At 67.6% G+C, this 21,050-nt stretch carries 25 protein-coding genes; 16 read left to right on the top strand and 9 right to left on the bottom strand.

From position 1 onward, the window contains the following. Positions 1–39: 39 nt before the first annotated feature. The 3 genes from kdpA to KR541_RS11845 all read right to left on the bottom strand — a co-directional run bounded on the left by kdpA (position 40) and on the right by KR541_RS11845 (position 3,212). Positions 40–1,845 (bottom strand): potassium-transporting ATPase subunit KdpA, encoded by a 1,806-nt coding sequence (kdpA, locus tag KR541_RS11835; protein ID WP_216089548.1) that lies wholly within the window; start codon positions 1,843–1,845, stop codon positions 40–42. Beyond that, positions 1,842–1,934 carry a K(+)-transporting ATPase subunit F gene (gene kdpF, locus KR541_RS11840; RefSeq protein ID WP_006752209.1) on the bottom strand — a complete coding sequence of 31 codons (93 nt, stop codon included), beginning with the start codon at positions 1,932–1,934 and terminating at the stop codon, positions 1,842–1,844. The genes kdpA and kdpF overlap by 4 nt, the downstream gene beginning before the upstream one ends. Positions 1,935–2,237: 303 nt before the next feature. Further along, positions 2,238–3,212 (bottom strand): quinone oxidoreductase family protein, encoded by a 975-nt coding sequence (locus KR541_RS11845; RefSeq protein ID WP_089488691.1) that lies wholly within the window; start codon positions 3,210–3,212, stop codon positions 2,238–2,240. A 501-nt stretch (positions 3,213–3,713) separates the two neighbouring features. Here KR541_RS11845 and KR541_RS11850 point away from each other — a divergent pair. After that, positions 3,714–4,067: a Rap1a/Tai family immunity protein gene (locus KR541_RS11850; RefSeq protein ID WP_060733606.1), complete on the top strand. Its 354-nt coding sequence runs from the start codon at positions 3,714–3,716 to the stop codon at positions 4,065–4,067. A 101-nt stretch (positions 4,068–4,168) separates the two neighbouring features. Further along, positions 4,169–4,600 carry a WapI family immunity protein gene (locus KR541_RS11855; RefSeq protein WP_124631397.1) on the top strand — a complete coding sequence of 144 codons (432 nt, stop codon included), beginning with the start codon at positions 4,169–4,171 and terminating at the stop codon, positions 4,598–4,600. 308 nt (positions 4,601–4,908) lie between these two features. Here the strand turns inward: KR541_RS11855 and KR541_RS11860 are convergent, their stop codons facing one another. Both KR541_RS11860 and KR541_RS11865 read right to left on the bottom strand, forming a co-directional pair. Then, the gene (locus KR541_RS11860; protein WP_050016404.1) at positions 4,909–5,301 is read right to left on the bottom strand and encodes a methylglyoxal synthase; all 393 of its coding nucleotides are present in this window, start codon (positions 5,299–5,301) and stop codon (positions 4,909–4,911) included. Positions 5,302–5,353: 52 nt separating this feature from the next. Continuing rightward, positions 5,354–6,133 carry an SDR family oxidoreductase gene (locus KR541_RS11865; protein WP_124594795.1) on the bottom strand — a complete coding sequence of 260 codons (780 nt, stop codon included), beginning with the start codon at positions 6,131–6,133 and terminating at the stop codon, positions 5,354–5,356. A gap of 208 nt (positions 6,134–6,341) precedes the next feature. On the opposite strand from KR541_RS11865, the gene upp reads away from it, so the two are divergent. The 9 genes from upp to rng all read left to right on the top strand — a co-directional run bounded on the left by upp (position 6,342) and on the right by rng (position 14,220). Next, positions 6,342–6,992 (top strand): uracil phosphoribosyltransferase, encoded by a 651-nt coding sequence (gene upp / locus KR541_RS11870; protein ID WP_216089549.1) that lies wholly within the window; start codon positions 6,342–6,344, stop codon positions 6,990–6,992. Between the two features lie 228 nt (positions 6,993–7,220). Beyond that, entirely contained in the window at positions 7,221–7,949 is a 729-nt protein-coding gene (locus KR541_RS11875) for a YebC/PmpR family DNA-binding transcriptional regulator (RefSeq protein ID WP_006478227.1), read from the top strand. Between the two features lie 105 nt (positions 7,950–8,054). Then, complete coding sequence (gene purD, locus KR541_RS11880; protein ID WP_050016400.1) at positions 8,055–9,335, top strand: phosphoribosylamine--glycine ligase; 1,281 nt, start codon at positions 8,055–8,057, stop codon at positions 9,333–9,335. A 118-nt stretch (positions 9,336–9,453) separates the two neighbouring features. Continuing rightward, positions 9,454–10,377, top strand: a complete 924-nt coding sequence (gene hemF / locus KR541_RS11885) for an oxygen-dependent coproporphyrinogen oxidase (protein ID WP_050016398.1) — start codon at positions 9,454–9,456, stop codon at positions 10,375–10,377. 8 nt (positions 10,378–10,385) lie between these two features. Next, positions 10,386–11,117 carry a nicotinate-nucleotide adenylyltransferase gene (locus tag KR541_RS11890; protein WP_089488693.1) on the top strand — a complete coding sequence of 244 codons (732 nt, stop codon included), beginning with the start codon at positions 10,386–10,388 and terminating at the stop codon, positions 11,115–11,117. A 4-nt stretch (positions 11,118–11,121) separates the two neighbouring features. Beyond that, entirely contained in the window at positions 11,122–11,568 is a 447-nt protein-coding gene (rsfS, locus tag KR541_RS11895; protein WP_050016394.1) for a ribosome silencing factor, read from the top strand. Between the two features lie 19 nt (positions 11,569–11,587). Beyond that, positions 11,588–12,058, top strand: coding sequence for a 23S rRNA (pseudouridine(1915)-N(3))-methyltransferase RlmH (rlmH, locus tag KR541_RS11900; RefSeq protein ID WP_006478222.1), 471 nt, complete (start codon positions 11,588–11,590; stop codon positions 12,056–12,058). Positions 12,059–12,109: 51 nt separating this feature from the next. Continuing rightward, positions 12,110–12,742 (top strand): Maf family protein, encoded by a 633-nt coding sequence (locus KR541_RS11905; RefSeq protein ID WP_050016392.1) that lies wholly within the window; start codon positions 12,110–12,112, stop codon positions 12,740–12,742. A gap of 8 nt (positions 12,743–12,750) precedes the next feature. After that, complete coding sequence (gene rng / locus KR541_RS11910) at positions 12,751–14,220, top strand: ribonuclease G (RefSeq protein ID WP_050016390.1); 1,470 nt, start codon at positions 12,751–12,753, stop codon at positions 14,218–14,220. An 85-nt stretch (positions 14,221–14,305) separates the two neighbouring features. Here rng and KR541_RS11915 read toward each other — a convergent pair whose 3' ends face one another. After that, the gene (locus KR541_RS11915; RefSeq protein ID WP_050016388.1) at positions 14,306–14,686 is read right to left on the bottom strand and encodes a DUF1493 family protein; all 381 of its coding nucleotides are present in this window, start codon (positions 14,684–14,686) and stop codon (positions 14,306–14,308) included. A gap of 2 nt (positions 14,687–14,688) precedes the next feature. Continuing rightward, positions 14,689–14,868: a hypothetical protein gene (locus KR541_RS11920; RefSeq protein ID WP_050016386.1), complete on the bottom strand. Its 180-nt coding sequence runs from the start codon at positions 14,866–14,868 to the stop codon at positions 14,689–14,691. A 210-nt stretch (positions 14,869–15,078) separates the two neighbouring features. Here KR541_RS11920 and KR541_RS11925 point away from each other — a divergent pair, with 210 nt between their 5' ends. From KR541_RS11925 to KR541_RS11945, 5 genes are all read left to right on the top strand, one after another. After that, positions 15,079–15,414 carry a YggL 50S ribosome-binding family protein gene (locus KR541_RS11925; RefSeq protein ID WP_050016383.1) on the top strand — a complete coding sequence of 112 codons (336 nt, stop codon included), beginning with the start codon at positions 15,079–15,081 and terminating at the stop codon, positions 15,412–15,414. A gap of 138 nt (positions 15,415–15,552) precedes the next feature. After that, on the top strand, positions 15,553–15,705 hold the full coding sequence (locus KR541_RS11930) for a hypothetical protein (RefSeq protein WP_160300526.1): 153 nt from the start codon (positions 15,553–15,555) through the stop codon (positions 15,703–15,705). A 91-nt stretch (positions 15,706–15,796) separates the two neighbouring features. Beyond that, the gene (locus KR541_RS11935; protein ID WP_089488694.1) at positions 15,797–16,768 is read left to right on the top strand and encodes a PRC-barrel domain-containing protein; all 972 of its coding nucleotides are present in this window, start codon (positions 15,797–15,799) and stop codon (positions 16,766–16,768) included. Continuing rightward, entirely contained in the window at positions 16,765–18,024 is a 1,260-nt protein-coding gene (locus tag KR541_RS11940; RefSeq protein ID WP_050016379.1) for an MFS transporter, read from the top strand. Before KR541_RS11935 ends, KR541_RS11940 begins: the two co-directional genes overlap by 4 nt. A 41-nt stretch (positions 18,025–18,065) precedes the next feature. Then, a complete protein-coding gene (locus KR541_RS11945; protein ID WP_124631394.1) occupies positions 18,066–18,632 on the top strand; it encodes an FUSC family protein in 567 nt (188 codons plus the stop codon). Between the two features lie 80 nt (positions 18,633–18,712). Here KR541_RS11945 and KR541_RS11950 read toward each other — a convergent pair whose 3' ends face one another. Continuing rightward, positions 18,713–19,102 carry an RcnB family protein gene (locus tag KR541_RS11950; protein ID WP_050016374.1) on the bottom strand — a complete coding sequence of 130 codons (390 nt, stop codon included), beginning with the start codon at positions 19,100–19,102 and terminating at the stop codon, positions 18,713–18,715. Positions 19,103–19,191: 89 nt separating this feature from the next. Further along, entirely contained in the window at positions 19,192–20,943 is a 1,752-nt protein-coding gene (msbA, locus tag KR541_RS11955) for a lipid A export permease/ATP-binding protein MsbA (protein ID WP_050016372.1), read from the bottom strand. Between the last annotated feature and the right edge of the window lie 107 nt (positions 20,944–21,050).

A 21,050-nucleotide genomic window follows, 5' to 3' on the forward strand; every position in this document is an offset into this window, starting at 1 on the left:
CTCTTCAGTCTTTTCAGTGTGTCGCGATGCGGGCGCGCATCAAGCGCCCAGCCACATCATCAGGTGCTCGACACCCGGGCCGAGCGCGAGCGCCGGCACGTAGGTCAGCGCGCCCACCAGCAGCACGGTGCCGAGCAGCAGCACGACGAACAGCGGGCCGTGCGTCGGCAGCGTGCCGCTCGTCACCGCGATGCGCTTCTTCGCGGCGAGGGAACCGGCGATCGCCAGCACCGGCACGATCGTGCCGAAGCGGCCGAACCACATCGCGATCGCGGTCATCCAGTTGTAGAACGGCGTGCCGACCGTCAGGCCCGCGAACGCGCTGCCGTTGTTGTTCGCGGCCGAGCTGAACGCGTAGAGGATTTCCGAGAAGCCGTGCGGGCCCGGGTTCGAGATGCCGGCCTTGCCCGCGTCCGCCAACACCGCGATCGACGTGCCGACCAGCACGAGCAGCGGCGTGAGCAGCACGACGATCGACACCATCTTCATCTCGTACGACTCGATCTTCTTGCCGACGTATTCCGGCGTGCGGCCGATCATCAGGCCGGCGACGAACACCGCGAGCAGCGCGAACACGAGCATCCCGTAGAGGCCGGAGCCGACGCCGCCGAAGACCACCTCGCCGAGCTGCATCAGCAGCATCGGCACGAGGCCGCCGACCGGCGTCAGCGAATCGTGCATCGCGTCCACCGCGCCGCACGACGCGGCCGTCGTCGCGACCGTGAAGATGCCGGTCTGTGCGATCCCGAAGCGGGTTTCCTTGCCTTCCATGTTGCCGCCCGGCTGCAGCGCGCCGGCCGACTGGTCGACGTGCAGCGCGGCGAGCGTCGGGTTGCCGGCCTGCTCGGCGCTCACCTCGACGCCGGTCGCGACCGCGAACGCGACCGTCATCGCCGCGAGCACCGCGATGCCCTGCCGGCGGTCGCCGATCATCCGGCCGAACACGAGACACAGCGCGGCCGGGATGATCAGGATCGAGAAGATCTGCAGAAAGTTCGCGAACGGCGTCGGATTTTCGAACGGGTGCGCGGAGTTCGCGTTGAAGAAGCCGCCGCCGTTGGTGCCGAGCATCTTGATCGCTTCCTGGGAGGCGACCGGCCCCATCGCGAGCGTCTGCTTCGTCAGCGGAGTCGGCACCGTGACCGCGTTGCCCTTGTCGTCCTTCACCGGGCTGCCCTGCGCGTCGAGCTTCGGCGCCGCGTAGGTGCTCGCCTGCAGCACGGGCACGTCCTGGTACGCCTTGATGTTCTGCAGCACGCCCTGGCTCATCAGCAGCGCGGCGACGAGCGCCGCCATCGGCACGAGCACGTACAGCGTCACGCGCGTGAGGTCGACCCAGAAGTTCCCGATCGTCTGCGCGGTGTGACGCGCGAAGCCGCGGATCAGCGCGATCACGACGACGATGCCGGTCGCTGCCGACAGGAAGTTCTGCACGGTCAGGCCGAGCATCTGCGACAGATAGCTGACGGTCTGCTCGGGCGTGTAGTCCTGCCAGTTCGTGTTCGCGACGAAGCTGACGGCCGTGTTGAACGCGCCGTCGGGCGTCATCGCGCCGAACTGCTGCGGGTTGCCGGGCAGGAAGCCCTGCAGGCGCAACAGCCCGTAGAGGAACAGCACGCCGAGCGCGTTGAACGCGATCGTCGCGATCGCATACTGCTTCCAGTTCATCTCGGTGCCGGCGTCGACGCCGGCGACGCGGTACAGCGCGCGTTCGAGCGGGCCGAACACGCGCACGACGCGCGAACTGCCATCCATTACCGCGCTCAGGTAGCGCGCGACCGGCACGGCCGCCGCGAGCAGCACGACGATGAACAGCAGCGTCTGCAACAGGTTGTTCGCGTTCATTCGATGTCCTCCGCGCGCAGCAGCGCAAAGACGAGATACGCGAACAGCAGGGCCGTCGAGGCGCCCGCCAGCCAAAGCATCCAGGTCATGCGCGCCCCCCGCGACCGTATTGCACGAGCTTGTCGCAACCGGCAAGCAAACCGAGGATCAGCGCGGTGAAGAGCACCAGTGCGCCGATGAAAACCCCATCCATTTTTTGTTCTCCGTCGTCGAAATCGGACGACTAGAACCTTATGGGAACGCACGTAAAGGGCGGGTCAAAGGTGTCGGGGCGGGTGTAAAAAACGCGTAAACGCGTGCGGCGGGACTGGCGCAAAACGAGGCGGGACGAGCGGCGCTGCAGCGCCGCCCGCAACAGGCGCGTGCCGGCGTCGCGCCGGCACGGGGGACGGTCAGGGAACGAGAATCGTCGAGCCGGTGGTCTTGCGTGCTTCGAGGTCGGCATGCGCGCGGCCGACTTCCGCGAGCGGGTAGCGCTGGTTGATGCTCGTCTTCACCTTGCCCGACAGAATCACGTCGAACAATTCGGTGGCCGCGGCGTCGAGATCGGCGCGCTTCGCGATGTACGAGAACAGCGTCGGGCGCGTGAAGAACAGCGAGCCGCGCGACGAGAATTCCTTCGAGTCGATCGGCGGCAGCGGGCCCGACGCGTTGCCGAAGCTGACGAAGTAGCCGAGCGGCGCGAGGCTGTCGAGCGAGCCGACGTAGGTGTCCTTGCCGATCGAATCGTAGACGACCGGCACGCCCGCGCCGTTCGTGATTGCCTTCACGCGCTGCGTGAAGTTCTCGCGCGTGTAGACGATCGGGTGATCGCAGCCGTGCGCCTTCGCGAGTTCGGCCTTCTCGTCGGAGCCGACCGTGCCGATCACGGTCGCGCCGAGCGCCTTCGCCCACTGGCACACGAGCAGCCCGACGCCGCCGGCCGCCGCGTGGATCAGGATCGTGTCGCCGGCCTTCACCGGGTACGTGCGGCGCAGCAGGTAATGTGCGGTCAGGCCTTGCAGCATCACCGACGCCGCGTCGTCGTCGCTGATCCCGTCCGGCAGCTTCACGACGCGCTCGGCCGGCATCACGCGCTCCTGCGCATACGCGCCGGGCGGCTGGCCGACATACGCGACGCGGTCGCCGGCCTTGAACGCGGTCACGCCGTCGCCGACGGCCGTCACCTCGCCCGCCGCCTCCATCCCGAGACCGCCGGGCAGCGGCTGCGGATACAGGCCCGTGCGGAAATACACGTCGATGTAGTTGAGCCCGACCGCGTGTTGCCGGATGCGGACTTCGCCGGCCTTCGGCGCGCCGACGTCGACATCGACCCACTTCATCACGTCCGGGCCGCCCGGCTGGTCGTATCGGATTGCTTTCGGCATCGTTTTGCTCCTCTTCTGTCTGGAATCTGGAAATCCGGTTCGGCGAATGCATCGACATTGCCGCTGCGGCGATGCGCGTGAACACGGGTCGTAGCGGAGGATTCTCGCGCGTCGTGCACGGTCACGCAGCGCGTCGTTGCAATCCCTTCACATCGGTAGGGTTTTCGCGGGAAATGGATGGCATGGGCCGCGCATGAGGAAAACGGCGCGGTATGAGACCGGTCGCTGCCGCTCGTTTCCTTCGCTTGCGCAGTCAATGATGTTCGGCACACTTTGTAACGTTGACGTCACGTCGCTCGCGCCGCGATGGCCGAACCGGGCCGTTGGTCATTTCTCGCCTCGCGCCCCGTGCGCAAAGGATCTCCCGCGCGGTGTCGACGCGCTTTTCCCGAACCGACGAAGGTCGACGTCGATCGGCCCGACAACCGGTTCTGGCCATGGTCATTTACGAGACGACGGCCGTGCTAATTTGCCTGCTGCCCAATTCGCCCAGTCCACCCCATGAAGCTCGCTCTTGTCTGGAATGTGATCGCTTTCGCGTCGCTATCCGCAAGTATCGGCAGCGCAACCGCGGCCCCGATACCGCGTGCGGACGGCACCCGTTTGCTCGACGGCCTGAGCCGTTCCGACAACACGCCGTATGCTGGCGCCGAGCGCCACGCTATGGCCGGGTATCTGGCAGGCGTGGCCGATGCGACCGAAGGCCAGGACTGGTGCGACAACGGGCGTGTCAAACCGGGGGAAATCGATTCGGAAGTGCTCCACGATCTCGGGAAATGGCCGAGAGATGCGCTGAGGGCAAATGCGGCAGTCCTGGTCACATACGTCTTGCGACAAAAATACCCGTGCCATTAGCCGCGCCCGAAATACCGGACATTGCCTCTCACCGGAACGAACGGGTAGCTGGGCCGACTGATCACAACGTCTCGGAAGGTTGCGCTCTTAACGTTGAACACATGCTAACCATCGACACAGATGACTTTAGACTTCAAATGGAGCCCGTTGCTGCGCGACGCGACGAACCGGGAGGGCCGTATCTTGAATGGATCGATGTACGGATCCAATTGACGGTACCGAGTATCCAGGCGGAAGGGCAATGGAGTGTCATGCCCGACGAGTTGCGACAATTTCGGCAACAGATTCAATCCATTCAAACGCAGCTTCAAGCCGGGCAACGAGCGGAGCTAACAGGCGTTGAGCCGGGGTTTGAGCTGATATTGCGAACACTTGATCGACGCGCAATCGTGGGCGACTGGCGCTTTCAGCCGACCCCTCCCGAGGGAGCATGCATCACGGGGTATTGCGGGCTGGATCAGTCCTTCTTGCCCGAACTGCTACAAGGAATCGAATCCCTTCTATCGTTCAGGGGAACGAGCAAATCACCGTAATCGAGGCCCTCGCGCGCGGATGCACGTGCCTTGGTCGACGCCGTAGTCAGCCAGCCGACGGCTTCGCCGAACGCGCAAGCGCGCTCGCCAGCTCGATTGTGTGCCAGGCCATCACGCCAAGAAGCGGTGCCGTCATGAGTGGCGCGCTGAAGCCTTCGAACCCGGCCGTTGCGTGGCAATGCACCGGCCCGCTCGCTCGACAGCGAAGCATTCGGCACGATCCGTCCGACACTCCGCGGCCGATCGCATACGACAACTTCTTGAACGAAGCCCCCGACCGCTAAAGCGCGGCGCTCTTCAACAGCTGCCTAGCAAACGTCCTGCATGTTCCGCGCCAGATCGTCGAGCAGCATCCGCGCGGTCGCGACGTTGGTCGCGACCGGCACGTCGTGCACGTCGCACGCGCGCACCAGCGCGGTGATGTCGGGGTCGTGCGGCTGCGCGGTCATCGGATCGCGCAGGAATATGACAATGTCGACGCGGCCGTCGGCCAGTTCCGCGCCGATCTGCAGGTCGCCGCCAAGCGGCCCCGACAGCTTGCGCTCGACCTCGAGCCCGTGCGCGGCGGCGATCCGGCCGCCCGTCGTGCCGGTCGCCACCAGCCGGCATTGCGCGAGCGTCTCGCGATACTGGCCCGCGAGCGCGACGATCTCGTCCTTCTTCGCGTCGTGCGCAATCAATGCGATGCGGGGTTTGCTCATCTCCAGTTCCTTCGTCGTTCGGTTGTTGTCGTCGTGAATCGAAAAGCGCGGGTCAGAACGTACCCGGATACGCGCCGCCGTCGAGCAGCCAGTTCTGCCCGGTGATGTAGCCGGCATGCACGCTGCACAGGAACGCGCAGGCCGCGCCGAATTCCGCGCGCGTGCCCAGGCGCCCGGCCGGGATGTCCTTGGTGCGCCGCGCACGCATCTCGTCGACCGTCACGCCCTGCGCCTTCGCCGACGCGGCGAGCGTCGTCGCGATCCGGTCGGTGTCGAACAACCCGGGCAGCAGGTTGTTGATCGTCACGCCCTGCCCCGCGACCTTGCGCGACAGCCCCGCGACGAAGCCAGTCAGCCCCGAGCGAGCGCCGTTCGACAGCGCGAGCACGTCGATCGGCGCCTTCACGGCCGAACTCGTGATGTTGACGATCCGGCCGAAGCCGCGGCCGATCATCCCGTCGACGGTCGCGCGGATCAGCTCGATCGGCGTCAGCATGTTCGCCTCGAGCGCGCGGATCCAGTCGTCGTGCGAGAAATCGCGGAAGTCGCCGGGCGGCGGGCCGCCGGCATTCGTCACGAGAATGTCCGGCTGCGGGCACGCGGCGAGCGCGGCCGCGCGGCCGTCCGGCGTCGTGATGTCGCACGCGACCGCCGTGACCGACACGTTCGCGCCGGCACGGATCTCTTCCGCGGTTTCCTCCAGCGTGTCGCGCGTGCGCGCGACGATCACGAGGTTCACGCCCTCGGCGGCCAGCGCTTCCGCGCAGCCGCGCCCGAGACCCTTGCTGGCCGCGCACACGAGCGCGGTCTTTCCTTCGATGCCGAGATCCATCGTCGCTTCCCTGGTGGCGCGCGTGCCGGCGGCCCCGCACGGCCGCCGGCGGGCGGGCGAGCGGGCGTGCGCGGCACGCGGATTGTCGTGAGACGTCGATAATATCCGGATCGCGCGGCGCGCCTTGGTAAAATTGCGGCCATGAGCGACGGCCGGCCTCGCGCCCGCCGCCGCCCCCGATCCCCTTTTGCCGCCAAGGCACCCCGTCATGAAACAGGACAGCCGTTTCCCGAACCTCTTCATCACCGATCACCCGCTGATCCAGCACAAGCTCACGCACATGCGCGACAAGGACACGTCCACGCGCACGTTCCGCGAACTGCTGCGCGAGATCACGCTGCTGATGGGCTATGAGATCACCCGCAACCTGCCGCTCACGACCAAGCGGGTCGAAACCCCGCTGGTGGCGGTCGACGCGCCGGTGATCGCCGGCAAGAAGCTCGCGATCGTGCCCGTGCTGCGCGCGGGCATCGGGATGTCGGACGGCCTGCTCGACCTGGTGCCGTCCGCGCGCGTCGGTCACATCGGTGTGTACCGCGCCGAAGACCACCGCCCGGTCGAATATCTGGTGCGCCTGCCGGACCTGGAAGACCGCATCTTCATCCTGTGCGACCCGATGGTCGCGACCGGCTATTCGGCCGTGCATGCGGTCGACGTGCTCAAGCGCCGCAACGTGCCGGCCGCGAACATCATGTTCGTCGCGCTGGTCGCCGCGCCCGAAGGCGTGCAGGTGTTCCAGGACGCGCACCCGGACGTGAAGCTGTTCGTCGCGTCGCTCGACTCGCACCTGAACGAGCACGCGTACATCGTGCCGGGCCTGGGCGACGCCGGCGACCGCCTGTTCGGCACCAAGAACTGACGGAACCGAGCGGCCGGCGCCACCGTGCCGCGCGGCCCGGCGCGCCGCGACGGCCGCCCTGGCCGTTCGGCCATGCGCGGCGGCCCCGAACCGGCGGTCGCCGCGTGATAAAATCACGATCCACTCGACACGCGCGGCCCCGCGGCTTCATGCCCGCCGACACGGCCGCCGATTCAACGACACATTGCAACAATCGCCCGCGCTGCGCGCCCGGGCACGGAGAAAGGTATGGCTGGTCATTCGAAATGGGCCAACATCAAGCATAAGAAGGCTGCGGCCGACGCGAAGCGCGGCAAGATCTGGACCCGCCTGATCAAGGAAATCCAGGTGGCGGCGCGCCTCGGCGGCGGCGACGTCAACTCGAACCCGCGCCTGCGTCTCGCGGTCGACAAGGCAGCCGACGCGAACATGCCGAAGGACAACGTCAAGCGCGCGATCGATCGCGGCGTCGGCGGCGCGGACGGCGCGAACTACGAAGAAATCCGTTACGAAGGCTACGGCATCAGCGGCGCGGCGATCATCGTCGACACGCTGACCGACAACCGCACCCGCACGGTCGCGGAAGTCCGCCACGCGTTCTCGAAGTTCGGCGGCAACATGGGCACCGACGGCTCGGTCGCGTTCATGTTCGATCACGTCGGCCAGTTCCTGTTCGCGCCCGGCACGTCGGAAGACGCGCTGATGGAAGCCGCGCTCGAAGCCGGCGCGAACGACGTGAACACGAACGACGACGGCTCGATCGAAGTGCTGTGCGACTGGCAGGCATTCTCGGCGGTGAAGGACGCGCTCGAAGCCGCGGGCTTCAAGGCCGAACTCGCCGAAGTGACGATGAAGCCGCAGAACGAAGTCGAATTCACCGGCGACGACGCGGCGAAGATGCAGAAGCTGCTGGACGCGCTCGAGAACCTCGACGACGTGCAGGACGTGTATACGAACGCCGTCATCGTCGAGGAATGAGATGCCGGCCGCCGTGCGCAGCGTTGCGGCGGCGGCCCGACCGATTTCGCGGCCGGCGCGCCTGAGCGTGCCGGCCGCCCTGTTTTCTAGTCTGCGGGGAATCCCATGAAACTACTCGTCGTCGGTTCCGGCGGCCGCGAACATGCGCTGGCGTGGAAGCTCGCGCAGTCGCCGCGCGTCCAGATGGTCTACGTCGCGCCGGGCAATGGCGGCACGGCGCAGGACGAGCGTCTGAAGAACGTCGACATCACGGCGCTCGACGAACTCGCCGATTTCGCGGAACGCGAAGGCGTCGCGTTCACGCTCGTCGGGCCGGAAGCACCGCTCGCGGCCGGCATCGTCAACCTGTTCCGCGCACGCGGCCTGAAGGTGTTCGGCCCGACCCGCGAAGCCGCGCAACTCGAAAGCTCGAAGGATTTCGCGAAGGCGTTCATGAAGCGCCACAACATTCCGACGGCCGACTACGAAACCTTCGCCGACGCGGCCGCCGCCCACGCGTACATCGACGCGAAGGGTGCGCCGATCGTCGTGAAGGCCGACGGCCTCGCGGCCGGCAAGGGCGTCGTCGTCGCGATGACGCTCGAAGAGGCCCATGCGGCCGTCGACATGATGCTGTCGGGCAACAAGCTCGGCGATGCCGGCGCGCGCGTCGTGATCGAGGAATTCCTCGATGGCGAGGAAGCGAGCTTCATCGTGATGGTCGACGGCAAGCACGCGCTGGCGCTGGCGTCCAGCCAGGACCACAAGCGCCTGCTCGACGAAGATCGCGGCCCGAACACCGGCGGCATGGGTGCATATTCGCCCGCGCCGATCGTCACGCCGCAGATGCACGCCCGCGTGATGCGCGAAATCATCATGCCGACCGTGCGCGGGATGGAGAAGGACGGCATCCGCTTCACGGGCTTCCTGTACGCGGGCCTGATGATCGACAAGGATGGCAATCCGCGCACGCTCGAGTTCAACTGCCGGATGGGCGACCCGGAAACGCAGCCGATCATGGCGCGCCTGAAGAGCGATTTCTCGAAGGTCGTCGAGCAGGCGATCGCGGGCACCCTCGACACGGTCGAGCTCGACTGGGATCGCCGCACCGCGCTCGGCGTCGTGCTGGCCGCGCACGGTTACCCGGACGCGCCGCGCAAGGGCGACCGCATCAACGGCATCCCGGCCGAGACCGAACAGGCCGTGACGTTCCATGCGGGCACGACGCTCAATGACGGCGACAAGCTCGTGACGTCCGGCGGCCGCGTGCTGTGCGTGGTCGGCCTCGCCGATTCGGTGCGCGAAGCGCAGCAGCATGCGTACGACACGATCAACCAGATCAATTTCGAAGGCATGCAGTACCGCCGCGACATCGGCTTTCGCGCGCTCAACCGCAAGAGCGCGTGACGTCGCCATCGCCGCCCCGCGCCCGCGCGGCGGCGACCCGTCTGCCGGGGTTCGATAGAATGCCCGGCAGATGCTTTTTTTACGGCCCCCGCTCCGGGTGGGGGCAGCCAGTCCAGACATGACCGATTCGACCTACGACGTGGCGCGTGTGCGCACGTACCTCCAGGGCCTGCAGACACGCATCGCCGACGCGCTCGGCGCGCTCGACGGCACGCCGCTCGCGACCGACACGTGGCAGCGCGGGCCGGCCGAACGCCTGCGCGGCGGCGGCTGCACGCGGATTCTCGAAGGCGGCCGCGTGTTCGAACGCGCGGGAATCGGCTTTTCCGACGTCGCGGGCGACGCGCTGCCGCCGTCGGCCAGCGCGGCGCGTCCGCAGCTCGCGGGCCGCGGCTTCGAGGCGCTCGGCGTGTCGCTCGTGCTGCACCCGCGCAATCCGTACTGCCCGACCGTGCACATGAACGTGCGGATGCTGATCGCGACGAAACCGGGCGAAGACCCCGTGTTCTGGTTCGGCGGCGGCATGGATCTGACACCGGTTTACGGCTTCGAGGACGACGCGCGGCATTTCCACCAGACCTGCAAGGATGCGCTCGACCCGTTCGGCGCCGAGCTCTACCCGCGCTTCAAGCAATGGTGCGACGAATATTTCTTCCTGAAGCACCGCAACGAAACGCGCGGCATCGGCGGGATCTTCTTCGACGATTTCTCGGAACCCGGTTTCGAACGCTCGTTTGACATGATGCAAAGCGTCGGCGATGCGTTCCTGCACGCTTACCTGCCGATCGTCGAGCGCCGCGCCGAACTGCCGTACGGCGAGCGCGAACGCGACTTCCAGGCCTACCGCCGCGGCCGCTACGTCGAATTCAACCTCGTGTTCGACCGCGGCACGCTGTTCGGCCTGCAAAGCGGCGGCCGGACCGAGTCGATCCTGATGTCGATGCCGCCGGTCGCGAACTGGCGCTACAACTGGCAACCCGAGCCGGGTTCGCCGGAAGCGCGCCTTTACAGCGACTTCCTCGTGCCGCGCGACTGGGTCTGAGCCCGCGCGTGCCGCTGCCCCAACGAAAGGACGCGTTTCTGGACACCACCGCCCGCCCCGCCCCGCTGCCGCGTCGTATCGGCTTGCTGGGCGGCACCTTCGACCCGATCCACGACGGTCATCTCGCGCTCGCGCGCCGGTTCGCCGCGCTGCTCGACCTGACCGAACTCGTGCTGCTGCCCGCCGGACAGCCGTACCAGAAGCGCGACGTGTCGGCCGCCGAGCACCGGCTCGCGATGACGCGCGCGGCCGCGGATTCGCTCGTGCTGCCGGGCGTGACCGTGACCGTCGCCACCGACGAGATCGAGCACACCGGCCCGACCTACACGGTCGAGACGCTCGCGCGCTGGCGCGAGCGGATCGGCCCGGATGCGTCGCTGTCGCTGCTGATCGGCGCCGACCAGCTCGTGCGCCTCGATACGTGGCGCGACTGGCGCACGCTGTTCGACTACGCGCACATCGGCGTGTCGACGCGCCCGGGCTTCGAGCTCGGCGCGGCGCCGCCGGACGTCGCGCGGGAGATCGCCGCGCGGCAGGCCTGCGCCGACGTGCTCAAGGCCACGCCGGCAGGCAACCTGCTGATCGATACGACCCTTTCGTTCGACATCGCCGCGACCGACATCCGCGCGCACCTGCGCGCATGCATCGCACGCCATGCGCAAATGCCCGACGCGTCGGCCGAACATGTGCCGGCCGCCGTATGGGCCTATATTCTTCAACATCGCCTCTACCATTCCTGAATCCATGGATATTCGCAAACTGCAGCGCGTGATCGTCGACGCCCTCGAAGACGTCAAGGCGCAAGACATCAAGGTGTTCAACACCAGCCACCTGACCGAACTGTTCGACCGCGTGGTCGTCGCGTCGGGCACCTCCAACCGACAGACCAAGGCGCTCGCGTCGAACGTGCGCGACAAGGTCAAGGAAGCCGGCGGCGACGTCGTCAGCTCCGAAGGCGAGGACACCGGCGAATGGGTGCTGGTCGACTGCGGCGACGCGGTCGTGCACATCCTGCAACCGGCGCTGCGCCAGTACTACAACCTCGAGGAAATCTGGGGCGACAAGCCCGTGCGGATGAAGCTCGGCGGCGGCAAGGGCAACGGCTTCGCGACGGCCAGCGAAGACGAGGACGACGAGGAAGAAGCCGCGCCCGCACGCCCGGCGCGCAAGACGGCGGCCCGCCGCCGCTGAGTCGCAGCGAGTCGTCCCGATGAAGCTTTTCATCCTCGCGGTCGGCCACAAGATGCCGGGCTGGATCGCATCCGGCTTCGACGAATACACGAAGCGGATGCCGCCCGAACTGCGCATCGAGCTGCGCGAAATCAAGCCTGAACTGCGTTCGGGCGGCCGCAGCGCCGAAAGCGTGATGGCCGCCGAGCGGCAGAAGATCGAGGCCGCACTGCCGAAGGGCGCGCGCCTCGTCGCGCTCGACGAGCGCGGCCGCGACTGGACCACGATGCAGCTCGCGCAGGCGCTGCCCGGCTGGCAGCAGGACGGCCGCGACGTCGCGTTCGTGATCGGCGGCGCTGACGGGCTCGATCCGGACCTGAAAGCGCGCGCCGACGTGCTGCTGCGCATTTCGAGCATGACACTGCCGCACGGCATGGTGCGCGTGCTGCTCGCCGAACAGCTTTACCGGGCGTGGAGCATCACGCAGAATCACCCCTACCACCGCGCATGACGTGTCGTCCTCGAGACGCGCGCCACGCGCGCCTAACGAGATAACGACACCATGCCGTCCAGCACGTCCCCCGCGCTTTTCCCGATCCTTTACCTCGCCTCGCAAAGCCCGCGCCGCCAGGAGCTGCTGCTGCAGATCGGCGTACGCTTCGAGCTGCTGCTGCCGCGCCCCGACGAGGACGCCGAGGCGCTCGAGGCCGAGCTGCCCGGCGAAGCCGCCGACGCGTACGTGCGGCGCGTGACCGTCGCGAAGGCCGAGGCCGCGCGTGCGCGCCTCATCGCGAGCGGCAAGCCGCCCGCGCCGGTGCTCGTTGCGGACACCACGGTGACCATCGATGGCGCGATCCTCGGCAAGCCGGCCGACGCCGACGATGCGCTCGCGATGCTCACCCGCCTCGCGGGCCGCGCACACGAAGTCCTGACCGCCGTCGCCGTGATCGGCGCCGACGGCGAACTGCTGCCGCCCGCGCTGTCGCGCTCGTCGGTACGCTTTTCAAACGCATCGCGCGACGCGTTCGCGCGCTACGTCGACACCGGCGAGCCGTTCGGCAAGGCCGGCGCGTACGCGATCCAGGGCCGCGCGGCCGAATTCATCGAGCGAATCGACGGATCCCATTCAGGTATCATGGGTCTGCCCCTTTTTGAGACTGCCGCGCTGCTGCGTACCGCACGCGTCGCCTTCTGAACCGCACCATGAACGAAGAAATCCTGATCAACCTAACGCCGCAGGAAACGCGCGTCGCACTCGTCCAGCAAGGTGCGGTGCAGGAGCTTCACGTCGAGCGGACGCTGTCGCGCGGACGGGTCGGCAACATCTATCTCGGCAAGGTCGTGCGCGTGCTGCCCGGCATGCAGTCGGCGTTCATCGACATCGGCCTCGAGCGCGCGGCGTTCCTGCACGTCGCCGACATCTGGCATCCGCGCCTCGCGGGCGAGCCGCAGTCGGGCGCGCCGCACCAGCCGATCGAGAAGATCGTGTTCGAAGGCCAGACGCTGATGGTGCAGGTGATCAAGGATCCGATCGGCACGAAAGGCGCGCGGCTGTCGACGCAGGTCAGCATCGCGGGCCGCACGCTCGTCTACCTGCCGCAGGAGCCGCATATCGGCATCTCGCAGAAGATCGAGAGCGAGGCCGAGCGCGAGGCCGTGCGCGCGCGCCTGACCGCCGTGATCCCGCCGGACGAGAAAGGCGGCTACATCGTGCGCACGATCGCCGAGGATGCGACCTCCGACGAACTGGCCGGCGACGTCGCGTACCTGCGCAAGACCTGGGCGACGATCGTCGCGCAGGCGCAGCGGCTGCCGGCGACGAGCCTGCTGTACCAGGATCTCGATCTCGCGCAGCGCGTGCTGCGCGATTTCGCGAACGACGACACGACGCGCATCCAGGTCGATTCGCGCGAGACCTACCAGCGCCTGTCGGAATTCGCGGGCGAGTTCACGCCGGCCGTGAGTCCGAAGCTGCATCACTACACGGGCGAGCGGCCGCTGTTCGACCTGTACAACATCGAGACGGAGATCCAGCGCGCGCTGTCGCGCCGCGTCGACCTGAAGTCGGGCGGTTACCTGATGATCGACCAGACCGAGGCGATGACGACGATCGACGTGAACACGGGCGGCTATGTCGGCGCGCGCAACTTCGACGACACGATCTTCAAGACCAACCTCGAGGCCGCGCACACGATCGCGCGGCAGCTGCGGCTGCGCAACCTCGGCGGGATCATCATCATCGACTTCATCGACATGGAGAACGCCGAGCATCGCGACGCGGTGCTGTCCGAGCTGAAGAAGGCGCTGTCGCGCGACCGCACGCGCGTGACGGTCAACAGCTTCTCGCAGCTCGGACTCGTCGAGATGACGCGCAAGCGCACGCGCGAATCGCTCGCGCACGTGCTGTGCGAACCGTGCCCGACCTGCCAGGGCAAGGGCCAGGTGAAGACGTCGCGCACCGTGTGCTACGACATCCTGCGCGAGATTCTGCGCGAATCGCGCCAATTCAACCCGCGCGAGTTTCGCGTGATCGCCGCGCAGCAGGTGATCGACCTGTTCCTCGACGAAGAATCGCAGCATCTGGCAATGCTGATCGACTTCATCGGCAAACCGGTGTCGCTGCAGGTCGAGTCGAATCTGAGCCAGGAGCAGTACGACATCGTGCTGATGTAACGGTGGGCTCGTGCAAGGTTGTGCGAAGCGTGCCCGGCGCAGCGCGGATTTCGCGCAACCTCGACCTGCATGCATCGCCGAATGGCTATTCGTCGTCGGGCGCTTCCCGGGCGAAGCGCTCGATCGCTTCGGTATCCCATCGGCCGAGACGCATCGCTTCTTCCAGCATGGCGAGCGTAAGTGGCACGCGCGGCGGCTTACGGTAACGCTCCGAAAACAGCGCGAGAAACGTCGTCACCATGTCTTGGCCCTCAGGACCGAAATAGCGGTCGTAAGGAAACTCGGAGGCCTGCACACCGAATGTTTCTGCCCATTTGTCGATGAACTCGACTGCGTCGACTCCCGTCACGCGCAGATCCTCTTCGAGGCGCGACGATGGTTCGATCCTCAACTGACCGCCGAACAGCGGTCGACCAAGCTCTTCGCGTGCAAATGAGGCCAGCTTTTCCCACGTATCGGTCGGCACGATCAGAACACCCTGGCTTCTGGTTTGGCGACGGCGTTACACCGGCGCACCGTGCTGAACATGATGACTGCTCGCGGCGTGAGATCCTCGCGCCCCTCGTACGCATAGCGATTGTTCGACATACGGCCCTCGTGGTTGTTCGAATGACCGCAGACCTTAGCAAAGCCGAACACGCTCGCCATCCCTGTATCATTCGGTCAAGCGTGTAATAGGCCGCTTGACCAGGCCGCACGGCGAAAGGCGCATCGCGCAATTGTTTAAGAACAGTTTCGGGAACGGTCCCGCGATACGCCCTCTTTCGCCTCCAGCCTCGCCCATGCCGCACGTCGACAGGGTGCGCGCGCCATCCGCCGCGCTATCCTTTCCCACCTCTCGTTCACTCGTCACACACCATGAGCACACGCTACAACCGCCGCCAGCGCAAGAAACTCCACATCGGCGAATTCCAGGAACTCTCGTTCAACGCCACCGCGCATTACCGCAACGACATGACCGACCTCGAGCGCGGCCAGTTGATCGATGCGTTCATCGACTTCGTCGAAGCGAACGGGCTGCTGACCGTCGCGTCCGCGGACGAAGGCATCGGCGCGTACGTGATCTCCGGCGCGCCGCGCGGCACGACGACCGACGCCGATCGCGAGCTCGTGCGCGGGTGGCTGGCCGCGCGTCCGGAGCTGAAGGACGTCCAGGTCAGCGAATTCGCCGACGCGTGGTATCCGGACGCCTGATCTCCCGGTTTGACGCTGCCTTCAGGCAGCGCCCCGCCACCACGGCGGGCCAGGTCGACGTCGTTTCTGCAGAATGATCATGATGGCCGCCGGCGTTGCGGCGCTCTCGTTGCTGTCCGCGTGCGGCAGCTCGGCGCGTTGAGCCAACGCACCGACGGTAGCAGCGCCGGCGCCCGCATCGTCGTCGATCAGTCGCCGGAGCCGCCCGCGACGGCCTCCGATCCCTTCCTTTTCCCGACGGTCCGCCTGCAACCCGCCATCGATATCGGTCCTGAAAGCAAGACACGTTAAACTCTCACCCTCGCGTGGTGCGCCGCCCGCACCCGCCATCCATCGCCAGCCGCGTGCCCTCGGGCCGCCCCGACCCATGGAGTGAGTGTCAATGAGCGGCGGACTCCCGTTTCCCGCATCCCGCAAGTCGTTGCCGTCCTCGACGGTCTTCCTGATCGTCGCCGTCGCCGCGCTGCTGTCCGGCTGCGGGCTGCTGCCGGTCCAGAACCCGCCCGCGCCGATCAGCGAGGCGCTCGTCGAGCCTGTCGAGGAAACCGCCGGCGAGCCGCTGACGATGCCGCCGGTGCCCGCGCCGACGCAACCGGAGGAACCGGAAGCGCCGAAGAAGCCGCACCGCGAAGTGGCGCGGCCGAAGCCCGTGCAGCGCCCCGAATCGCCGACCCCGCCGCCGCCTCCGCCCCCGCCGCTCGTCGCGACGCGCGCGCTCGACCGCACCCAGATCCATGCGCTGCTCGACAGCGAAGTCGCGCGCCGCAACGGCAAGGTGGTCGGCCGCGCGGTCGACATGGTGGTCGACGCGGGCGGCAAGCCGCGCGAGATGATCGTCAACCTGCAAGGCTTCATGGGGATCGGCGACCGCAAGGTCATCTTCCCGTGGAACGTGTTCCGCTTCACGCCGGGCGGCAAACAGGAGCCGATCGTGCTCGACGTGCCGTCGGGCGACCTGCCGCCGGCCGCGCGGCCGAAGGCCGTGCCGCTGTCGGGCTCGGCTGCGGCGTCGCCGGCGACGCGGCTGCCGATGCTCGACAGCGATGTCGAACGCCCGAACGGCACGAAGATCGGCCGGATCGTCGACGTGCTGATCGACCGCGGCGCGCAACCGCAGGCCGTCGTGCTCGACCTCGGCGGGCTCGTCAATACCGACCGCCGTTCGATCGCCGCGAGCTGGGGCGCGCTGCGCTTCGTCACGCGCGACAAGGCGCTGCACCCGCAGCTCGACCTGAACGACGCGCAGATCAAGGCAGCGCCGCCGTACGCGGCCGACAAGCCGATCGTCGCGGTTTTCCCGCCCGTTGCCCCGGCGGCAGCGGTGCCGGCTTCGTCTGCGAGTGCCACCCGATGACGATCAAGCATTCCGTCAGCGTTCGCAGTCTCCGGGCCCTCGACTGGCTCAACTTTTTCGTTGCAAACGTTCAAACCGGGTTCGGTCCGTTCATCGCGTCCTACCTCGCGTCGCACAAGTGGACGCAGGGCGAGATCGGCATGGTGCTGTCGATCGGCACGATCAGCGCGATGGTCAGCCAGGTGCCGGGCGGCGCGGCCGTCGATGCGCTGAAGAACAAGAAGGGCGCGGCCGCGTGGGCGATCGCGGCCATCATCCTGTCCGCGGTGCTGCTCGCGTCGAGCCCGACGATCGTGCCGGTAATCGCCGCCGAAGTGTTCCACGGTTTTGCGAGCTGCATGCTGGTGCCGGCGATGGCCGCGATCTCGTTCTCGCTCGTCGGCCGCGCCGACCTCGGCGACCGGCTCGGCCGCAACGCGCGCTGGGCGTCGATCGGCAGCGCGGTCGCGGCGGGCCTGATGGGGCTCACCGGCGAATACTTCTCCGCGCGCGCGGTGTTCTGGCTGACCGCCGTGCTGGCGCTGCCCGCGCTGTTCGCGCTCGCGATGATCCAGCCGACGCACCAGGTGATTCCGCAGTCGTCGAAGCCTGACGACGTCGACGAAGCCGGCGAGCGCGAAACGCTGCTCGAACTGCTGCGCGATCGCCGGATGCTGATCTTCGCGGCCTGTGTCGTGCTGTTCCACCTGTCGAACGCCGCGATGCTGAACCTCGCGGCCGGCGAAGTCACGGCCGGGATGGGCGAGAACGTGCAGCTCGTGATCGCCGCGTGCATCATCGTGCCGCAGGCGATCGTCGCGATGCTGTCGCCGTGGGTCGGCCGTTCCGCGCAGCGCTGGGGGCGCCGGCCGATCCTGCTGCTCGGCTTCTCCGCGCTGCCGGTGCGCGCGTTGCTGTTCGCCGGCGTCAGCAGCCCGTACCTGCTCGTGCCGGTGCAGATGCTCGACGGCATCAGCGCGGCCGTGTTCGGCGTGATGCTGCCGCTGATCGCGGCCGACGTCGCGGGCGGTAAGGGCCGCTACAACCTGTGTATCGGGCTGTTCGGGCTCGCGGCCGGGATCGGCGCGACGCTCAGCACGGCCGTGGCCGGCTACGTCGCCGATCACTTCGGCAACGCGGTCAGTTTCTTCGGGCTCGCCGCGGCAGGCGCGCTCGCGGTGCTGCTGGTCTGGCTCGTGATGCCCGAAACGCGCGTCGACAACGGCGACGCGACAGCCGACGAACCGGCGCCCGCCTCGCCCGAACAGGCGCATTGACGGCGGCGCGCCGCCGCTACCCGCTTCTTGGCCGATGCACGATGGATACGATCAGGACACTCAACGAAGCCCGCCAGCAGATCCAGCAGTCGATCTTCGATCTGTTCAAGGGGCTGTCATTCAGCGAGCGGCTCGCGCAAGGCGGGCTGATGGCGGTGCAGGCCGTGTGCGGCGCGTGCCTCGCGTATGCGATCGGCCGCGCGGTGCATAGCGAGCAGGCGGTGTGGGCGGCGATCACCGCGATCGCCGTCACGCAGCACAACTACTCGGACACGATGTCGCTGTCGCGCGACCAGTTCATCGGTGCGATGGTCGGCGGCGCCCTGGGCTTCGCCGGTGCGGCGTTGGGCGGCGATCGCCTCGTCGCGTATGCGATCACGGTCGCGGTCGTGATCGTCTGCTGCTGGTGCCTGAACATCGGCAGCGCGGCACGGCTCGGCGGCGTGACCGCGACGATCGTGCTGCTGTTCCCCGGCAACGGCCCGCTGTGGGACGTTCCGCTGATCCGGTTCGGCGAAGTGACGCTCGGCACCGTGTGCGCGCTGGGCGTGTGCTGGGCGATGTCGAGCATCGAGCGGCGCTGGTTCCGCCGCGCGGCGGCAAAGTAACGCGGCGCCGGGCAACGCGCCCGGCAGCCGGATGAACGATCGGAACGCTGCGTGACGGTGACGGGTGACGGGCCGGGCGGTTACGGACCGACCCGCAGCACGATGCCCGAGCCGATCTGCACGAGCAGGTAGTCGCCGCCGACGCCGACCCAGTGATAGCCGCGCGGCGGCGCACTCAGGTGGTAGCCGCGCCAGTCGTCGACCACGTATTGACGATCGCGGAATTCGTCCGGCAGCCGGTCGCCCTTGTGCCAGTCGCGGCGCGGCCCGTCGGCCCAGCGCGGCGGCACGTCGTCGCGATGCATCGCGTGGCCGGGCGGCACGTGTTTCGGGCCATGCCCGCGATGCATGCCGGGGCCGCCGTGGTCATCGCGATTGCCGTGGTTGCCGTGATCCTGCGCCATCGCCGTGGTGGCGGCGCAGCCGGCCGCGATCAGTGCGGCCAGCATCGTGCCGTGCATCCTCTTCATTGTCCTTCCCTCCGTGGTGTCACGTCGAACAAGAAACGACCGGGCTTGCCCGATGAAGACTAGCACACGGCCGGCCGCATGACCGCGCGTCACGCCGCCTGCTGCTGGTACTGGATCCGGTGCAGGTGCGCGTAGAGGCCGCCGTGGCGCAGCAGTTCGTCGTGGCTGCCCTCCTCGACGATCTTGCCGGACTCGAGCACGAGGATGCGGTCCGCGCGCTCGATCGTCGACAGCCGGTGCGCGATCACCAGCGTCGTCCGGCCTTCCATCAGCCGCTCGAGCGCGGCCTGCACGTGGCGCTCCGACTCCGAATCGAGCGCCGACGTCGCTTCGTCGAGGATCAGGATCGGCGCGTCCTTGTAGATCGCGCGCGCAATCGCGAGCCGCTGGCGCTGGCCGCCGGACAACCGCATCCCGTTGCCGCCCACCAGCGTATCGAGCCCGTCGGGCATCGCGGCGACCGCGTCGGCGAGGTTCGCGGCCTCGAGCGCGGCCTGCACGCGCGCGCGGTCGGGCGTCTGCCCGTAGGCGACGTTCGCGGCGATCGTGTCGTTGAACAGCACGACGTCCTGGCTCACCATCGCCATCTGGCTGCGCAGCGCGTGAAGATCGTAGTCGGCAACCGGCACGCCGTCGACCAGGATCGTGCCGTCCGTCGGGTCGAAGAAGCGCGGCAGCAGGTTCACGAGCGTCGTCTTGCCGCTCCCGGACGGGCCGGCGAGCGCGATCATTTCGCCCGGCGCGACCTTGAACGAGATGCGGTCGAGCGTCGGCCGTTCGGCCGCGCCGTAATCGAACGACACGGAGCGGAACTCGATCTCGCCGCGCGCGTGCGACAGCGGCCGCCCGCCGCCTTGCGGCTCGGCCGGCTCGTCGATCAGCCCGAAGATCAGCTCGGCGGCCGTCATCCCGCGCTGCAGCGGCTGGTTGACGTCGATCAGGTGCTTGAGCGGCGAGATCACCAGCAGCATCGACGTGACGAACGCGACGAAGCCGCCGACCGTCGTCTGGTCGTTCGACGACTGCACGACCGCGATCGTGATCACGACCGCGAGCGCGATCGACGCGAGGAACTGCGTGAGCGGCTGCGCGAGGCCGCCCGAGATCGTCATGCGCATCGCATAGCCGCGCAGGCGCTTGCTCATCGTCGTGAAGCGGTCCATCTCGTACGCTTCGCCGTTGTGCACCTTGACGACCTTGTAGCCGCCGACCGTCTCCTCGACGATGTACGACAGTTCGTTGGTCAGCGTCTGGTGCTCGCGGTTCAGGCGGCGCAGCCGGCGGTTGATCTTGCTGACGAGCCAGCCGATGCCCGGCAGGATCACCGCGACGATCAGCGTGAGCCGCCAGTTCAGGTAGAACAGGTAGCCGAGCAGGAAGATCACCGTCAGCGAGTCGCGCACGAGCGTGACCATCACGCCCGTCAGCACCGACAGGATCTGGTTGACCTCGAACACGATCGCGTTGATTACCGTGCTCGCGGTTTCGCGCTGGAAGAACGACGCGCCCGTGTGGAGCATCCGCTGGAACATTTCGAGCCGCAGCTGCAGCAGGATGCGGTTCGATACGTAGTTGAGCAGGTAATTCGACGTGTACTGCGAGACGCCGCGCACCAGCGCGAGGCCGATCACCGCGATCGGCACGTACCATTTCGCGCTGTCGCTGCCGTGCGAGCCGAAGCCGTGGTCGAGCAGCGGCTTGAGCAGCGCCGGAATGCCGGCTTCGGTGGCCGCGACGACGCCCATCGTCATCACGGCGAGCACCACGATGCCGACGAGCGGCCGGATGTACGGCCACAGGCGCTTGAGGACCGTGAGCGGCGACGTGCCGGTGCCGTCCATCGGTTTGCGAAGAGTGTTCTGGGTTTCCAAGGCAATCCTTCTTGAGCCGCGATGCGGCGCCCGGCGCGTGGCCGCCCGGGTGTGCGCCCCGTCGGGCGGGTGCCGGA

Origin of the sequence: Burkholderia sola (genome assembly GCF_905400185.1) — a bacterium.
Lineage (GTDB): Bacteria > Pseudomonadota > Gammaproteobacteria > Burkholderiales > Burkholderiaceae > Burkholderia > Burkholderia sola.

Excerpts from the sequence above, each read along its gene's own strand:
- kdpA (WP_216089548.1), bottom strand. The coding sequence starts at position 1,845 with ATGAACGCGAACAACCTGTTGCAGACGCTGCTGTTCATCGTCGTGCTG.
- kdpF (WP_006752209.1), bottom strand. The coding sequence starts at position 1,934 with ATGACCTGGATGCTTTGGCTGGCGGGCGCCTCGACGGCCCTGCTGTTC.
- KR541_RS11845 (WP_089488691.1), bottom strand. The coding sequence starts at position 3,212 with ATGCCGAAAGCAATCCGATACGACCAGCCGGGCGGCCCGGACGTGATG.
- KR541_RS11850 (WP_060733606.1), top strand. The coding sequence starts at position 3,714 with ATGAAGCTCGCTCTTGTCTGGAATGTGATCGCTTTCGCGTCGCTATCC.
- KR541_RS11855 (WP_124631397.1), top strand. The coding sequence starts at position 4,169 with ATGCTAACCATCGACACAGATGACTTTAGACTTCAAATGGAGCCCGTT.
- KR541_RS11860 (WP_050016404.1), bottom strand. The coding sequence starts at position 5,301 with ATGAGCAAACCCCGCATCGCATTGATTGCGCACGACGCGAAGAAGGAC.
- KR541_RS11865 (WP_124594795.1), bottom strand. The coding sequence starts at position 6,133 with ATGGATCTCGGCATCGAAGGAAAGACCGCGCTCGTGTGCGCGGCCAGC.
- upp (WP_216089549.1), top strand. The coding sequence starts at position 6,342 with ATGAAACAGGACAGCCGTTTCCCGAACCTCTTCATCACCGATCACCCG.
- KR541_RS11875 (WP_006478227.1), top strand. The coding sequence starts at position 7,221 with ATGGCTGGTCATTCGAAATGGGCCAACATCAAGCATAAGAAGGCTGCG.
- purD (WP_050016400.1), top strand. The coding sequence starts at position 8,055 with ATGAAACTACTCGTCGTCGGTTCCGGCGGCCGCGAACATGCGCTGGCG.
- hemF (WP_050016398.1), top strand. The coding sequence starts at position 9,454 with ATGACCGATTCGACCTACGACGTGGCGCGTGTGCGCACGTACCTCCAG.
- rsfS (WP_050016394.1), top strand. The coding sequence starts at position 11,122 with ATGGATATTCGCAAACTGCAGCGCGTGATCGTCGACGCCCTCGAAGAC.
- rlmH (WP_006478222.1), top strand. The coding sequence starts at position 11,588 with ATGAAGCTTTTCATCCTCGCGGTCGGCCACAAGATGCCGGGCTGGATC.
- KR541_RS11905 (WP_050016392.1), top strand. The coding sequence starts at position 12,110 with ATGCCGTCCAGCACGTCCCCCGCGCTTTTCCCGATCCTTTACCTCGCC.
- rng (WP_050016390.1), top strand. The coding sequence starts at position 12,751 with ATGAACGAAGAAATCCTGATCAACCTAACGCCGCAGGAAACGCGCGTC.
- KR541_RS11920 (WP_050016386.1), bottom strand. The coding sequence starts at position 14,868 with ATGGCGAGCGTGTTCGGCTTTGCTAAGGTCTGCGGTCATTCGAACAAC.
- KR541_RS11925 (WP_050016383.1), top strand. The coding sequence starts at position 15,079 with ATGAGCACACGCTACAACCGCCGCCAGCGCAAGAAACTCCACATCGGC.
- KR541_RS11935 (WP_089488694.1), top strand. The coding sequence starts at position 15,797 with ATGAGCGGCGGACTCCCGTTTCCCGCATCCCGCAAGTCGTTGCCGTCC.
- KR541_RS11940 (WP_050016379.1), top strand. The coding sequence starts at position 16,765 with ATGACGATCAAGCATTCCGTCAGCGTTCGCAGTCTCCGGGCCCTCGAC.
- KR541_RS11945 (WP_124631394.1), top strand. The coding sequence starts at position 18,066 with ATGGATACGATCAGGACACTCAACGAAGCCCGCCAGCAGATCCAGCAG.
- KR541_RS11950 (WP_050016374.1), bottom strand. The coding sequence starts at position 19,102 with ATGAAGAGGATGCACGGCACGATGCTGGCCGCACTGATCGCGGCCGGC.
- msbA (WP_050016372.1), bottom strand. The coding sequence starts at position 20,943 with ATGGACGGCACCGGCACGTCGCCGCTCACGGTCCTCAAGCGCCTGTGG.